At 67.3% G+C, this 13,821-nt stretch carries 13 protein-coding genes and 1 tRNA gene; 6 read left to right on the top strand and 8 right to left on the bottom strand.

Annotation, left to right across the window (positions count from 1 at the left end):
* Positions 1-5 precede the first annotated feature (5 nt).
* The 3 genes from HK401_RS13910 to HK401_RS13900 all read right to left on the bottom strand — a co-directional run bounded on the left by HK401_RS13910 (position 6) and on the right by HK401_RS13900 (position 2,482).
* On the bottom strand, positions 6-728 hold the full coding sequence (locus HK401_RS13910; RefSeq protein ID WP_181275267.1) for an alpha-ketoglutarate-dependent dioxygenase AlkB family protein: 723 nt from the start codon (positions 726-728) through the stop codon (positions 6-8).
* Between the two features lie 2 nt (positions 729-730).
* Complete coding sequence (locus HK401_RS13905) at positions 731-979, bottom strand: hypothetical protein (protein ID WP_181275266.1); 249 nt, start codon at positions 977-979, stop codon at positions 731-733.
* A gap of 291 nt (positions 980-1,270) precedes the next feature.
* Positions 1,271-2,482: an NAD(P)/FAD-dependent oxidoreductase gene (locus HK401_RS13900; RefSeq protein ID WP_181275265.1), complete on the bottom strand. Its 1,212-nt coding sequence runs from the start codon at positions 2,480-2,482 to the stop codon at positions 1,271-1,273.
* Between the two features lie 164 nt (positions 2,483-2,646).
* On the opposite strand from HK401_RS13900, the gene HK401_RS13895 reads away from it, so the two are divergent.
* The 4 genes from HK401_RS13895 (at position 2,647) to HK401_RS13880 (ending at position 5,908) form a co-directional block, all read left to right on the top strand.
* Positions 2,647-2,719: transfer RNA gene (locus HK401_RS13895), tRNA-Ala, on the top strand.
* 118 nt (positions 2,720-2,837) lie between these two features.
* On the top strand, positions 2,838-3,191 hold the full coding sequence (locus HK401_RS13890) for a DoxX family protein (protein WP_258234216.1): 354 nt from the start codon (positions 2,838-2,840) through the stop codon (positions 3,189-3,191).
* An 87-nt stretch (positions 3,192-3,278) separates the two neighbouring features.
* Positions 3,279-4,631 (top strand): GH1 family beta-glucosidase, encoded by a 1,353-nt coding sequence (locus HK401_RS13885; protein WP_181275264.1) that lies wholly within the window; start codon positions 3,279-3,281, stop codon positions 4,629-4,631.
* Positions 4,628-5,908, top strand: coding sequence for an MFS transporter (locus HK401_RS13880; RefSeq protein ID WP_258234215.1), 1,281 nt, complete (start codon positions 4,628-4,630; stop codon positions 5,906-5,908). Before HK401_RS13885 ends, HK401_RS13880 begins: the two co-directional genes overlap by 4 nt.
* Before the next feature lie 22 nt (positions 5,909-5,930).
* Here the strand turns inward: HK401_RS13880 and HK401_RS13875 are convergent, their stop codons facing one another.
* The 4 genes from HK401_RS13875 to HK401_RS13860 form a co-directional block, all read right to left on the bottom strand.
* Complete coding sequence (locus HK401_RS13875) at positions 5,931-6,482, bottom strand: YdeI/OmpD-associated family protein (RefSeq protein WP_181275263.1); 552 nt, start codon at positions 6,480-6,482, stop codon at positions 5,931-5,933.
* 178 nt (positions 6,483-6,660) lie between these two features.
* Positions 6,661-8,208 (bottom strand): 3-hydroxyacyl-CoA dehydrogenase NAD-binding domain-containing protein, encoded by a 1,548-nt coding sequence (locus HK401_RS21080; RefSeq protein ID WP_181275262.1) that lies wholly within the window; start codon positions 8,206-8,208, stop codon positions 6,661-6,663.
* Complete coding sequence (locus HK401_RS13865; RefSeq protein WP_181275261.1) at positions 8,205-9,116, bottom strand: beta-keto acid cleavage family enzyme; 912 nt, start codon at positions 9,114-9,116, stop codon at positions 8,205-8,207. The genes HK401_RS21080 and HK401_RS13865 overlap by 4 nt, the downstream gene beginning before the upstream one ends.
* Positions 9,113-10,018 carry a TetR family transcriptional regulator gene (locus HK401_RS13860; RefSeq protein ID WP_181275260.1) on the bottom strand — a complete coding sequence of 302 codons (906 nt, stop codon included), beginning with the start codon at positions 10,016-10,018 and terminating at the stop codon, positions 9,113-9,115. Before HK401_RS13860 ends, HK401_RS13865 begins: the two co-directional genes overlap by 4 nt.
* A 160-nt stretch (positions 10,019-10,178) precedes the next feature.
* Between HK401_RS13860 and HK401_RS13855 the strand changes: the two genes are divergently transcribed.
* Complete coding sequence (locus tag HK401_RS13855) at positions 10,179-11,552, top strand: pyridoxal phosphate-dependent decarboxylase family protein (RefSeq protein WP_181275259.1); 1,374 nt, start codon at positions 10,179-10,181, stop codon at positions 11,550-11,552.
* Positions 11,553-11,561: 9 nt separating this feature from the next.
* On the opposite strand, the gene yczE is transcribed toward HK401_RS13855, so the two are convergent.
* Entirely contained in the window at positions 11,562-12,245 is a 684-nt protein-coding gene (gene yczE, locus HK401_RS13850) for a membrane protein YczE (protein WP_181275258.1), read from the bottom strand.
* Positions 12,246-12,333: 88 nt separating this feature from the next.
* Here yczE and yczR point away from each other — a divergent pair, with 88 nt between their 5' ends.
* Positions 12,334-13,782, top strand: a complete 1,449-nt coding sequence (gene yczR / locus HK401_RS13845; protein ID WP_258234214.1) for a MocR-like transcription factor YczR — start codon at positions 12,334-12,336, stop codon at positions 13,780-13,782.
* Positions 13,783-13,821 lie beyond the last annotated feature (39 nt).

Below are 13,821 nucleotides of genomic sequence, written 5' to 3'. Positions count from 1 at the left end.
CCGGCTCAGTCCCGGCCGGTGGTGCGCATGGTGATGTTGATCCTGCCCCCGCCGAGGTGGTCGAGCCGTCCGTGCTCAGGTGCTGTTCCCGGCAGGATCGATCTCACCCCGTGATAGGCGAAGCGGGCGGGACCGCCGAAGACGAAGGCGTCCCCGGACGCGAGCCTCAGGTCGTCGAAGGGGCGGTTGCGGTTGTCGGTGTTGCCGAACCTGAACAGGCACGTATCACCGAGGGAGAGTGAGACGACCGGTGCGGGATCGAATTCGTCCTTGTCCTGATGCATGCCCATCTTCGCGCGTTCGTCGTAGTAGTTCACCAGCGCGACGTCAGGGTGGTAGGCGCCGGGTTCGAATCCCCAGCCGGCGGCCGTACCCTGTGGGAACTCGGCATCATCGTCGACGACCGTGCTCGCGGCCCCAAGGACCTGTCGTCCCAATCGGGTCATCCAATCGGGGAACGGCAGCACTAAGCGATCGTTGACGTCGGCGGCTCGCCGGTCGTAGCGGCCGGGTCGCCAATGCCATCCGAGTCCGATCGTTCTCACGCTCATCGGGTGCCCGGCGATCGTCGTCGCATGCGGCGGGACCGGGCCCGACTGCCATTCGGCATAGCGGCCGACGATCCAGGTCTGTGCCTCGGGGGAGAGGAACCCGGGGATCCAGACTGCTCCCGGAGCGACGATCTGCGGGCGGCGGTCGAATGCCTCATCGGCGAAGAGCAAATCCATGTCTACCAGGATGCCAGAGCGGGTTCGAAGATGGTGGGCAGAGCGAAGGAGACGCGATGACCGCAGACGCAGTCGAACTCGCCGACATCGGATTCGGGGAAACCGGTCGCTTCGAGATCGACACCGCGGCGCAGGTCGTCCTCCGGGATGTCGATCCCACTGCCACGACCGTCCTGTGCGGGCTGTCCCTGGGGGCGATGGTCGCGACCGTCGCAGCTGCTCGCGCAGAGCCGCCTCGGCGAGATCTCCATCCCGTGTGCTGTGTGGTGCAGAACCCGCGATACTGCCAATACGGCTGCGGCCAGGCAGCTGGCCGAAGGAATCTGCGGGGCCGAACTCCGCTTCGTTCCCGGTATGGGACACGATAGGCACCGCAGCCATCCCCGCGCATCTGCGCGAATTCCTCAACGCGGCTCTCCCACAGGCAAGCCGGCCCTGACGCGCTGCTCGTCCTTGACTCAGACCGTACGTCGCACAACAGAGCACTCGGGGCCGGTGACCAGTGGTCACCGACCCCGACTCGGTCTCACCTGATAATCACATCAGAGGTCGCCGACGGCCACCTGCTCATCGGCCAGGCGCTCGGCGGCGACCTCCTTGCCGATGAGGGCGCGCAGCTCATCGCCGTAGTCCCAGACGTTGACGTTCATCGCCGCAGACACCCGGCCTCCGTGCTGCCAGAACACGATGAACTCGCCACTGGACTTGTCGCCGCGGATGACGACCTCGTCGTCGGCGCTGCCGCGGCCGACGTACTCCATGCCGAGGTCGAACTGGTCGGTGTAGAAGTACGGCTGCCAGTCCTCGACCTTCGCACCTCCGCTGATCGTCGAGGCGGCGACCTCGGCCTGGCGCACGGCGTTGTCCCAGTGCTCGACTCGAAGCCGTTCGTCGCGGAGGACGTAATGTGCGTTCGCGATGTCGCCGATGGCCAGGATGCTGCCGTCCGAGGTGCGCATCTGCTCGTCGACGATCAGCCCGTTGTCGACGGTCAGCCCCGCCGAGGCGGCGAGATCGACGGCAGGGTCCGCTCCGATGCCGACGACGACGAGATCGGCAGGGACACTCCCGGCACTGGTCTCGACGGATTCGACGGCGTCGGTCCCGGTGAAGGAGGTCGTATCCGCCTGCTTGAGGAAGTTCACGCCGTTCGACGAATGCAGCTGCTCGAAGTACTCGCCGAGTTCATCACCGAGCACGGAAGCCAGCGGGGGAGCGTCGGTGCGCAGGATGACTGTGACGTCACAGCCCTGGGTCTTCGCCGCCGCGGCCACTTCGAGTCCGATCCAGCCGCCTCCGATGACGGCGACCTTCTTGCCGTCGCCGAACTGCGAGCGGATGGCCACGGCGTCGCGGGCATCGCGGAGAGTGTGGATGTTGCCCAGCTGCGCGCCGGGCACGTCGAGCGAGCGGGGAGTGGAACCGGTGGCGAGGATCGCCTGTCCGTAGGTGAGCTGTCGATCGTCATCGAGCGTCACCGTCTGTGCGGCAGGATCGATCGCGGTGACCGCGGTGCCGAAGAACGTGGTCACATCGTGGGCCGAGTACCAGTCCTCGCCACGCAGCGCCGAGTCGGCGGGGTTCGAATTCTCGAGCATGACCTTCTTCGACAGATCGGGCCGGTAATACGGCGCGGCGGGATCGGCACCGACCAGTGCGATCGAACCGGCGTAGCCTGCGTCCCGCAGCGATTCGACGGCGGTTCCGCCGCCGATGCCCGCACCGATGATGACGGTTCCGAATTCCTCTGCCATAACACGTCCTTTCGTTGAGGGGAGTCAGTCCCGACTGTACTCGGGGAAACGAACAGTGACCAGGGAGTCCGAACGGGTTCGGCCCCAGGTGGGAGTGTGCGTCGATGGGCGCGCGCGGCGTTTTGGTCAGCGCCCGGGTGAAGGCGTAAGCTTATGTTCCGCAAGGGGCTTTAGCTCAGTTGGTAGAGCGTTTCGTTCGCAATGAAAAGGTCAGGGGTTCGATTCCCCTAAGCTCCACAGATGTCCCAGCCGCAACGGGCGTCGCCGGTCTGACCGGCGGGGTGCCTCCGTGGATGCGGCACGAATTCACGTCATCGACAGAGGTGGCCGCGTCAGCTGCGGAGGTGGACCAGCGATGAAGATTCAGACCGGTGTCATGGCCGGACTCCTCGGAGCTGCCGGGATCACCCATTTGGTTCGGCCCAAGCACTTCGACTCGATCGTCCCACCGCGACTGGGCAACCCCCGGTTCTGGACCTACGCCAGTGGAGTCGCCGAAGTCGGCTGCGCTGCGCTGCTGGCGGTGCCTGCCACCCGAAGGTTCGGAGGCAAGGCTTCAGCCGCGCTGATGGTCGGGGTGTTCCCTGCCAATGTCTACACCGTGGTCAAGCACTGGCACGAACCCCGGGCCCGGGCCATCGCCATCGCTCGGCTGCCGCTGCAGATTCCGCTGGTGTGGATGTCGGTGAGTGCGGCCTCGGAGGACTGACCTCCGGATCGGACGCTCTCCGGTCGGTTCTGGGTCGGCTGCCGTCATTCTCTTGCAGGGGTGGGTCTTCCGTGACATATTCGTTTCATGGACGGGACTTCTCCGCACGACGGCCGGGCACTGTCGGGACTCCGCTTCTCAGCGGCAACTGCCGCCTTTCAGGTCGAGGGTGCCCGCACAGCAGACGGCCGCGGTCGCACCATCTGGGATGACTTCGTCGACACCCCGGGGAATGTCAGCGACGGCAGCACCGCCGAGCCGGGGCCCGACAGCTATCACCGCGTCGATGAGGATATCGCACTGCTGTCGGGCCTCGGGGTCGATCGCTACCGCTTCTCGATCTCCTGGACCCGCGTCATCCCCGACATCGGCGCGAGTCAATCGATCAACGAGACTGGCCTCGACTACTATGACCGCCTCGTCGACGTCCTCCTGGCCGCCGACATCACGCCCGAGCCGACCCTCTATCACTGGGACCTGCCGGTCGCTCTCGAAGCTGTCGGCGGCTGGCTGAACCGGGACACAGCCCACCACTTCGCCGACTATGCCTCGGTCGTGGCCGGCCGCCTCGGCGATCGTGTTCGTCACTGGTACACGATCAACGAACCGGCCTCGACCTCTCTGCAGGGCTACGCACTGGGGGAGCTGGCCCCGGGCCGGGCGCTCCTCTTCGACGCCCTGCCCACAGTCCACCATCAGCTCCTCGCACACGGGCTCGCCGCTCCGATGCTGCGCGAACACGGTGCACTGCAGGCTGCACCGACGCTCAACCACAGTCTCATCCTCCCCGCAACTGAGACGGAAACCGACCTCGCCGCGGCCGGTCTGCTCGACGCGATCATGAACCGGCTCTTCACCGACCCGCTGCTCGTCGGCGAGTATCCCGACCTCAGTGCCTTCGGCGTCCAGATGCCCTTCGCTGACGGCGATATGGAACTCATTGCCGCCCCGAACGAGGTCTACGGATTCAACTACTACAACCCGATCACAGTGCGCTCGGCAGACGGAGAACTGCCCTTCGAGATGGTGCCCACCCCAGGAGCCGCGACCACCGGTTTCGGTCCGATGTGGCCGATCCGACCCGATACGATGCGCGACTTCCTCATCGATCTCCACGAGCGTTACGGTGCCCAGCTGCCGCCGATCATCATCAGCGAGAACGGGGCAGCGTTCCCCGAACCTGAGACCACCACGACCGAGATCGTTGACACCGAACGCATCGACTACCTGTCCTCCCATCTCTCCGCCGTCCTCGAGGCGAAGGCCGCCGGAGTGCGCATCGACGGATACACGGTGTGGTCACTGCTGGACAACTTCGAATGGGCTGAGGGATGGCCCCAGCGGTTCGGCCTCGTCCACGTCGATATGAACACCGGGACCCGCACCCCGAAGGCCTCCTACCGCTGGTATCGGGATCTCATCGCCGCGGCGAACGCATGAGCGACCATCTCCGCCGAGGCGGCTCCGCAGCGCGGGTGCGCGTGCCCCGGATGTGGATGGTGTGGTTCACCCTCGCGTGGCTGGCAATCTGGACGGTGCAGCTCACCCCGGTGCAGCTGCTGCTGCCGCTGCAGCTCGACACCCAGAGCGGGCATTGGATCGACGGGGTCGTGTGGTCGGGGCTGGTGCTCTCGGTCGGCGGGCTGGCCGGGATCGTCGTCGCCCCGCTGGCCGGCCGATTCTCTGACCGGACGCGCTCACGGTTCGGCAGGCGCCGACCCTGGGCGATCGGCGGATCGGTCCTCGCCGCGATCGGCCTACTGCTCACCGGCACCGCGGACGGACCCGTGCTCGTCGGAGCGGCCTGGGTGGTCACCTCGGTGGGTGTGTCAGTGGCCTCGGCGGCGCTGACCGCCCTCATCGCCGATCAGCTCGATGACCAACGCGGAGCAGCCTCGGCGGCTGCGAGTTCGGCGCAGGCGGTCGGCATAGTCGTCGGGGTCGGAGCGATCGTCCTGCTCGGGCTGAGCACAGGCGCATCGTATGCGGTGCTGGCGGGCTTCATCCTCGTCGTCGGCACTGCCACGGCCGTGCTGCTGCCGGACCCGCGTCCGCCGCACCAGGCGGTCATCGCCCTGCGGGAGCGGCGAGAGCTCACCCGCGCCCGCATCTCCTCACTCGTCGACCCCAGCTTCACGCGGCTGCTGGTCAGCAGGTTCATCGTCAATGTCGGCAACGCCTTCGGCACGTCTCTGCTGCTGTTCTTCCTGCTCTACGGGATCATGATCCCCGCCGCCGAGGCTGAGGATCGTCTGCTCGTCCTCATCGTCATCTACACGGTCTTCGTCGTCCTCGCCTCGATCGTCGTCGGCATGATCACCGACCGATCGGGCGACAGGCGAATGTGGACGGTGGTCTCGGCTCTCGTGCAGGCCGCCTCGGGGGTGATCATCCTCATCAGCCCGAACTTCACCGCGACGGCGGTCGCGGCCGGCGTGATGGGTGCCGGGTACGGGGCCTATATGGCTGTCAGTCTGGCCCTGGCCACGGATCTGCTGCTCGATCCGGACGACCACGCCCGCGATCTCAGCCTCGTCAACAGCGCCGCCAACCTCGGACAGCTGATCGGACCGTTGCTGGGGGCAGGTCTCGTCGCCTTGGTCGGAGGGTTCTGGCTGCTGTTCCTCGCAGCAACTCTCGTGTCGATCCTCGGCGCCGGGCTCACATTGACGGTACATCCACGACGAGCGAGCATCGCAGCGCCTGCGGGGCAGTGACTGGCTGGGGATGTCTGTCGGCTCAGGTGAGCCCGATGAGTTTCCCGCTCTTCGACAGCTCCGGGTCCGTGCACGAGGACAGATCGAAGCAGCACGGACGGCGCTTGCCGTTCTCCAACTTCGAGATCGCGACGTCCACGCGACGGGCGCGCGTGTCTGCGCTTCTCGTCGCCGTGATCCACCGCACCCATTCCCAGCGGGCCATGGGGGTCAGGCTCTGCCACACCTCGTCGAGGTCGCCGGCCGCTTCGAGCGCGGAGGCGAGGTCGTCGGGGACCGTGACCTCCGGCCATTCCTTGCTCGGGGTGACGGTGACGTCGCCGGCTGTGCCCTCGGCCTCGCCGAGGTGGGACCACAGGGTATCGTCGAGGCTGATCCAGTGGCCCTTCCGTCCGTCGGGTTCGAGGACCGTGGTGAAGTCGGCCCCCGCGACCTGGCCGCTGACGGCGACCTGTCCGCGAGAGGGCAGCTGATCGCTGGCCTCCTGCGGCAGGCGCAGAATCGGGCGATCGCCGAGTACCTCGGTGGTCGCCGAGAAGCTGATCGTCTTTGCCGGAGCAGCAGTGGGAGACATGAGTGATCCTTCGGAAGAGAGCGGTGATCCGCGGTCGCCCGCAGGTCTGTCGGTCGGAGCAACGTATTCAGAATAGCGGTACGAGCTCCGACCGACTTCTCGATTCCTGACCGACCGGACTTCTGACCGACAGTTTTCCTGTCTGGCAGGGGGAGGTAGCCGCCGGTGCACTCAGACGTCAGCCGATGGAGCGGCCCACCCAGTCGGGGCGGGATGGTGTGATCGCCTCGATGCTCTCGGCGACGGCGGTCGGGAACGGAACCACCCGATCAGCACCCTGGTCGACGTGGAGAGCCATGATCTCCTCTGTGGCGACGAGCCGATCACCCACCGACATCTCATACGCCAGGTGCAGCTTCTTCTCACCCGCGGCAACGAGGTGTGGGGTGACGGTGAGGCGGGAGCCGAGTGCCACCTCGTCGAGATAGCGGATATGCGATTCGACGGTGTAGAGGGAAGCCTGCGTCGCCGCCCTGTACGCAGTGTCGAGGCCGAACTGGTCCATCACCTGATCGGTGGCGAATCCGAAGACGAGGACGTAGAAGGCCTCGGACATGTGCCCGTTATAGTCGATCCACTCGGGCACCACCTCGGTGGTGTAGTCACCGAGGCTGTCGGACCTCCCCATATCCGACGCCGACGACGGTGGAGCGTCCGCCGACTCGCTCGTGTCGGCCGCTCTTGTGTCCCTGGCCTCAGTGTCCTCCGTGTTCCCGGTCTCAGCGAGTTGGGCGGTGAGCCGGCGCAGTGCGATGATCCCGGTGTCGCGCTGCGCCACGAGTTCGGGAATGGTCCGCGCACCGGCTGCCACATCGCATCCGGCCACGACGTCGTCGCGCAGCCGCTGACTGAGCTCCGGCGCCGTCAGCCGTGTCCACGGTGACTTCAACGAGGGGCCGAAATGGTCGAGCATATGCGCCATCCCGCCTTCGCCTCCGGCAAGATGGAAGGTGAGCATCGGTCCCTGGAAGGGCCAGCGCAGGCCAGGACCGTCGGTGATCGAGCGGTCGATCTGTTCGACGGTGGCCTCTCCCTGTTCGACCATGTGCAGCGCTTCGCGCCACTGCGCCTCCTGGAGGCGGTTGGCGATGAAGCCCGGAACCTCCCGGTCCATGCGGATGACTGACTTGCCGATGTGCGAATAGAACCCGGCGGCCCAATCGACGGCCGTCGTCGAACTCTGCCCTCCGCCGACGACCTCGACGAGGGGAATGAGGTAGGGCGGGTTGAACGGGTGACCAACGACGAGACGCTCCGGGTGGACCGCCTCGGTGGCCATCTCGGTCATGCTGTAGCCCGAGGTGGACGAGCCGATGACGACATTCGGATCGCACGCGGCGTCGATCTGGGCCAGCAGCCCGCGCTTGAGCGCCAGGTCCTCCGGTGCGGACTCCTGGACGAAGCCGGTCCCCGCGACCGCCTCGGCGAGGTCGGTGTGGATCGACCAGGCGGTGGGGTCGGCACCAGCGACCATGTCGAGTTCGGCCAGCGCCGGCCAGGCAGCGTCAAGCAGTCGGGAGAACTTCTCTGCAGCGTCGGGGGCCGGATCCCAGATCTTCACCCGGTAGCCCTGGGCGAGGAAGTACGCGGCCCATCCGCCGCCGATCGTGCCGGCCCCGACGCAGGTGACGGTGGCGACCGCGGCGAAGTCCGGAAAGGCTGCGGAGCCGGTGGTAACGGGCACGTGGGGTGCGGTGGGCACGTCGGTTGGGGTGGATTCGGTCACAGATCGGCTCCCGTGAACGTGGGGGTCTGCACGCGCAGATCGAGGATTTCGCGCGCTTCATCAGGTGTGGCCACGGATGCGCCGAGGCTCGTGATGATCTCGACGGCCCGGGCCGTGAGGTCGGCGTTCGTGGCCTTGAGCCCTTTGGACAGGTAGAGGTTGTCCTCGAGTCCGACGCGGGCGTGCCCGCCGGCAAGCACCGACCTGGCGACCCACGGCAGTTGGTTGGCACCGATGGCGAAGGAGGTGAACTGGGCGCCCCTCGGAAGCATATCGACCATGGCTGCGAGCAGACCGGGGTCAGCGGGGGCGCCGTAGGGGATGCCCATGCACAGCTGGTAGAGCGGCGGAGCGTCGATGAGTCCCTCCTCGACGAGGACGTTGGCGAACCACAGGTTGCCGGTGTCGAAGATCTCGAGCTCCGGACGCACCCCGAGGGTCTGGATCCGTTTTGATCCTTCGCGGAGCATGTCGGGGGTGGAGACATAGATGTTCGAGCCCTCACCGAAGTTGAGGGAGCCGCAGTCGATCGTGCAGATCTCGGGCAGCAGCTCCTCGACGTGGGGGAGCCGGTCGAGGGCGTTGATGAGGTCGGTGCCCGGCATCGTCGTCAGCGGATCCTGCGGGTCGACGACGAGGTCGCCGCCCATCCCGGCGGTGAGGTTGATGACCGGGTCGACATCGGAGGCGCGGATGCGCCGGACGACCTCCCGGTAGTACGCGACCTCGCGCGAGCCCTGCTTGGTCTCGATGTCGCGGACGTGGATGTGGACGACCGAGGCACCGGCCCGGGCTGCGGCGATCGCATCATCGGCGATCTGCTCAGGGGTGACCGGAACGTGTTCGCTCTTGCCGGTCGTGTCGCCGGCGCCCGTGACGGCGCAGGTGAGAATGACTGTGCGGTTCATGATGGCTCCTCTGGTTGTGGCTCTGGTGGTGTCTGTGGCTCTGTTGTCTGTGTATCTGGTCGTGAGGTGCTGATGACGGCGCGGTCGAGGTAGGACTGCAGCCGGGTGGTGAAGGTCGCGGTGTCCATGACGCCGGTGAGGACCTTGATGCCGAGCCCGTCGAGCAATGAGGTCAGCTCATCGGCCATGGCGCGGGCGTCGCCGGAACGGAAGCACCCGAGTCGCTGGCCCTCCTCGAGGGTGGTCTGCACGGTCTGCGACCACCGCTCGTAGCTGCGGGGATAGTCCGATAGGGCGGTGTCCTCCAGGGACAGGCGGGCCCAGGTCTGCAGCCAGATCGACCATTCGCCGCGGGATTCCCGACCGAGCGGCGACTGCAGCTCGAGCAGACGGGCCAGGCGGTGCGCGGGATCGTCGATGCCGTCGAGCCACGCGATCTGCCGGTCGAAGGCGAGTTTGACCGAATGGTCGAGGGCCGCCTCGAAGAGATCGGACTTCGTGGCGAAGTGGTAGTGGATGCTCGGCGCCGAGACTCCCGAGGCCTCGGCGATGTCGGAGATGCGCACGGCATCGAAGCCGTGGCGGCCGAACAGCGTCCAGGCGGCCTGCGCGATGTCGCGTTTCGGTGCGGCCTCGTGATCGGATTCGTCGGCGGCGCGTCGCGGCGGCGGGGCCGAGACCCGGGATTCATCGCCGAGGAGCCACCGCACGGTCACTCCGGTCGCGGTGGCCAGGCCCAGCAGCTCCTCGGCGGTGAACCGGCGCCGCCCCGACAGCGCCTTCGACAGCTTCGTCTCATCGATGCCGATCGCCTCGGCGACGCGGCGCTGGGAGAGTCCCGCTCCGGTGATGGCTTCCTTGGCCCGGCTCGGTGTCGACCCGGGTGGGTGGTCGGCGCTCATAGGGCGAATGTACCCGAGCGCAACGGCGGATCGCAAGTACTTGTGACTGAAAATCAGAACTTGCGATTGGCTGGGGTGATCCTCACAATTTCCTCGGATGCGGTTAGTCTCGTAGTCGGTGGGCGACCCCATCGCCATCGACCGCCTTCGAGGAGCTCCCATGACCGACAGTCTTCATTCCCGCATGCACGTCGTCTCCGACGAGACCCGCAACCTGGTCAATCTGGTCCTCGAATACTCCCGACGGCGCACCCTGGCCGAGGACACTCCACTCGATCATCCGACCTCGGAAGCCGAGCTGCGCAGACTGGCCGGCCCGACCGTCACCGAGGAGGGACTAGGGTCCGCGCGGGCGCTGGCGATCTTCGAACACATCTTCGCCCCCGCGTGCATCTCGACCGATCACCCGAAGTACCTGTCGTTCATCCCCAGCGCGCCGACGAAGGCCGCCGTCGCCTTCGACCTCGTCGTCTCCGCCAGCGCCCTCTACGGCGGGTCGTGGCTCGAAGGTGCCGGAGTCGTCCATGCGGAGAACGAGGTGCTGCGCTGGCTGGCAGGTGAGTTCGGGCTGCCCGAGACCGCCGGCGGCGTCTTCGTCCAAGGCGGAACGATCGGCAACCTCTCCGCGCTCGTGGCCGCGCGCAACGCGCAGAAGGAGAAGCTCGGCGAGGCCCGACCGGGGCGGTGGGTGATCGTGTGCAGTGCCGAGGCCCACTCATCGGTCGCCTCGGCGGCGGAGGTCATGGACGTCGACGTCGCGCCCGTTCCCACAGGAGAGGACGGGATCCTGCGCCCCGACGGGGTGCGCGAGGCACTGCAGGAGCACGGCGACGCGGTGATCGCAGTGGTGGCCACCTCGGGGACGACGAATTTCGGCACGATCGACGACATCGCCGGGATCGCGGCGCTCAAGGACGAGTTCGACTTCTGGCTGCACATCGACGGCGCCTACGGACTGGCCGCGATGCTGGCTCCCCAGGCCCGGCACAAATTCACCGGCGTCGAGGCGGCCGATTCGCTCATCGTCGATCCCCACAAATGGCTCTTCGCCCCCTTCGACGCGTGTGCGCTCATCTACCGTGACCCGAATACGGGACGGCGAGCGCACACGCAGAAGGCCGAGTATCTCGATACGCTCACCGAGGCCCAGGAATGGAGCCCCTCGGATTTCGCCATCCAGCTCACCCGTCGTCCGCGCGGACTGCCCCTGTGGTATTCGCTGGCCAGCTATGGTGCCGAGACGTACCGTGAGGCGATCGGACACTCGATCGATCTGGCGATGCAGATCGCCACGGAGATCCGCAGGCGCGAGCACCTGCGCCTCGTGCGCGAACCCGAGCTCTCCGTCGTCGTCTTCGAACGCGACGGATGGACGCGTGCGGACTATGAGGCCTGGTCGGACCGACTGCTGAATGATCAGCGGGCGTTCGTCGTGCCGAGCTCGCATGCGGGACGGCCGAACGCACGGTTCGCCATCGTCAACCCGCTGACGACGTTCGACGACCTCGTCGACATCCTCGACACCATGGAGTGAGCGCCCGGCTCAGCTGCCCTGGCCCGATGTCTCGTCCGACCGCGAGCACAGGGCGACGGTGAAGAACGGCAGGAGCGCCTGCGTGACCGGTCCGATGCTCAGCGCGTAGAGCGCCGTGCCGACGCCGATGACGCCGCCGAGGGCCCACCCGACGGCGACGACGCTGACCTCGATGACGGTGCGCACGAGTCGGATCGACCGTCCGGTGACCCGGGAGAGTCCGGTCATCAGGCCGTCACGCGGTCCCGGTCCGAACTGGGAGCCGATGTACATCGCCGAGGCGACGCCGTTGAGGCCGACGCCTGCGACCATGTACGCGATCTGCCAGCCGAGACCCTCCGGATGCGGGAGGACGAGGAGCGTGAGGTCGAGCGCGGGTCCGATGCTCAGCGCGTTGAGGACGGTGCCCAGCCCCGGCATCTGCTTGAGCGGAATCCACGCGAGCAGGACGAGCACCGAAGTGATCGTGACGATCGTGCCGAAGCTCAGCGGCACATGTGCAAGGATCCCGGAGTGAAGGACATCCCACGGAATCATGCCGAGACCGGCGAGGACGACCATCGCCATCGACGCGCCGTAGAGGTAGAGGCCGATGATCAGCTGGGGGAGTCGCCGTGCGAGCCGTCCGCCCCTGAGCTGGCTGATCGGCCCGACATTGGCGAGTTCCCGGCGCGGAGAGTGGGACCGTGGCATGGTTCTCTTTCGTCGGCAAAAGTCTGTCGATCCCATTCTCACCTCGATTGGCCTTGCAAAGAATAGCCAATTGTCACAAAGTGGTCCCATGACGACGATGAGCGCACGGCGGCTGGCAGGAATCATCGGGACCGGACCGTGGGCGTCTCCCGCCAATGAATCCGTCGCCGAGGCGGTCGTCCGCGCCATCAGCGACGGCCGGGTGCCTGTAGGCATCCGGCTGCCCAGCGAACGCGAGCTCGCCGCCGGCATCGGCGTGTCGAGGACGACGACCGCTCGCGTGTACGCGCGGTTGCGTGAGCACGGCTTCATCCGCACCCGCCGCGGTTCCGGCAGCGTCGTGGAGATCCCCGCGGTGCCCGGCGGCCGGATCGACCACCTGCTCTCACCGGTGGGTCCCGGCGAGGGTCTCATCGATCTCACGTGCACGGCGACGACCGCCCCTGCCCGGGTGCGTGAGGCCTTCGCCGCGGCCCTGGACGCACTGCCAGCCTATCTGCCGGGAACCGGATACTACCCCTCGGGCATCCCCGCGCTGCGGGAGCTCGTCGCCGACCGTTTCACCGCGCGGGGTGCACCGACGCACCCCGACGAGATCCTCATCACCGCCGGTGCCCTCGGCGGCGCAGCCGTGGGACTGCGGGCGCTGCTGACCCCGCCCGCCCGCGTGCTCATCGAGAGCCCGAGCTACCCGAATGCGATCGCGACGATCGAGGCCGCCGGCGGCCGTGGTGTGTCCTATCCGCTCGAGATCGACAGTGCCGGACGGCACTTCTGGGACACCTCGGCGATGGGGGAGGTGATGCGGAGCAATCGTGTGCGTTCGGCCTATCTCATCCCCGACTTCCACAATCCCACCGGAGCACTCCTGCCCGAGGCACAGCGGCCCGCCCTGGCCGAGGAGCTCGAGCGCAGCGCCGTTGTCCCGGTGTTCGACGAGTCACTCGTCGAACTCGGCCTCGACGACCACCCGGCGCCGACGCCGATGGCGGCGCTCGTGCCCGACTCGATCACCGTCGGCAGCACGAGCAAGATCTTCTGGGGCGGGTTGCGGATCGGGTGGATGCGGATTCCGCGGCACCGTTTCGACGCGGTGGCCTCGGCGCGGCTTGCGCTCGACCTGGGTGCTCCCGTCCTCGAACAGCTTGCCGCCATCGAACTGCTGCGCGATCACGATGCGATCATCGGCGACTTCCGACGGCGTCTGCGGGAAGCGCGCGACGGGCTCGCAGCGGCCGTGCGCGCCCACTGCCCGGACTGGCAGGTCGTCGTCCCATCCGGCGGTATGGCACTGTGGGTGCGTCTGCCAGAAGAGCGGTCGGGCGCGCTCACAGCGGCGGCCGCTCGGCACGGGCTCGCGCTGGTCTCGGGGCCGAACTTCGCTCCGGCCGGAGGGCTCGATGGGTGGATCCGGCTGCCCTATACGGTCGCCCAGGCCGAACTCGACCAGGTGGCGCCGCGACTGGCCGCCGCCTGGCAGGATGCTCTCGACCGCCGTGCACCGCAGCGGCAGGAGCGCGCCCGCATCGTCGCCTGAGGCCCGCCCGGTTTCCGGAATTGGTTCGCGGGGTTCGCG

The sequence above is a fragment of the Brevibacterium oceani genome (genome assembly GCF_013623835.1).
GTDB classification, from domain to species: domain Bacteria; phylum Actinomycetota; class Actinomycetes; order Actinomycetales; family Brevibacteriaceae; genus Brevibacterium; species Brevibacterium oceani.
The sequence above is the reverse complement of the archived record's forward strand: the minus strand, read 5'-3'. Positions and strand labels throughout refer to the sequence as shown.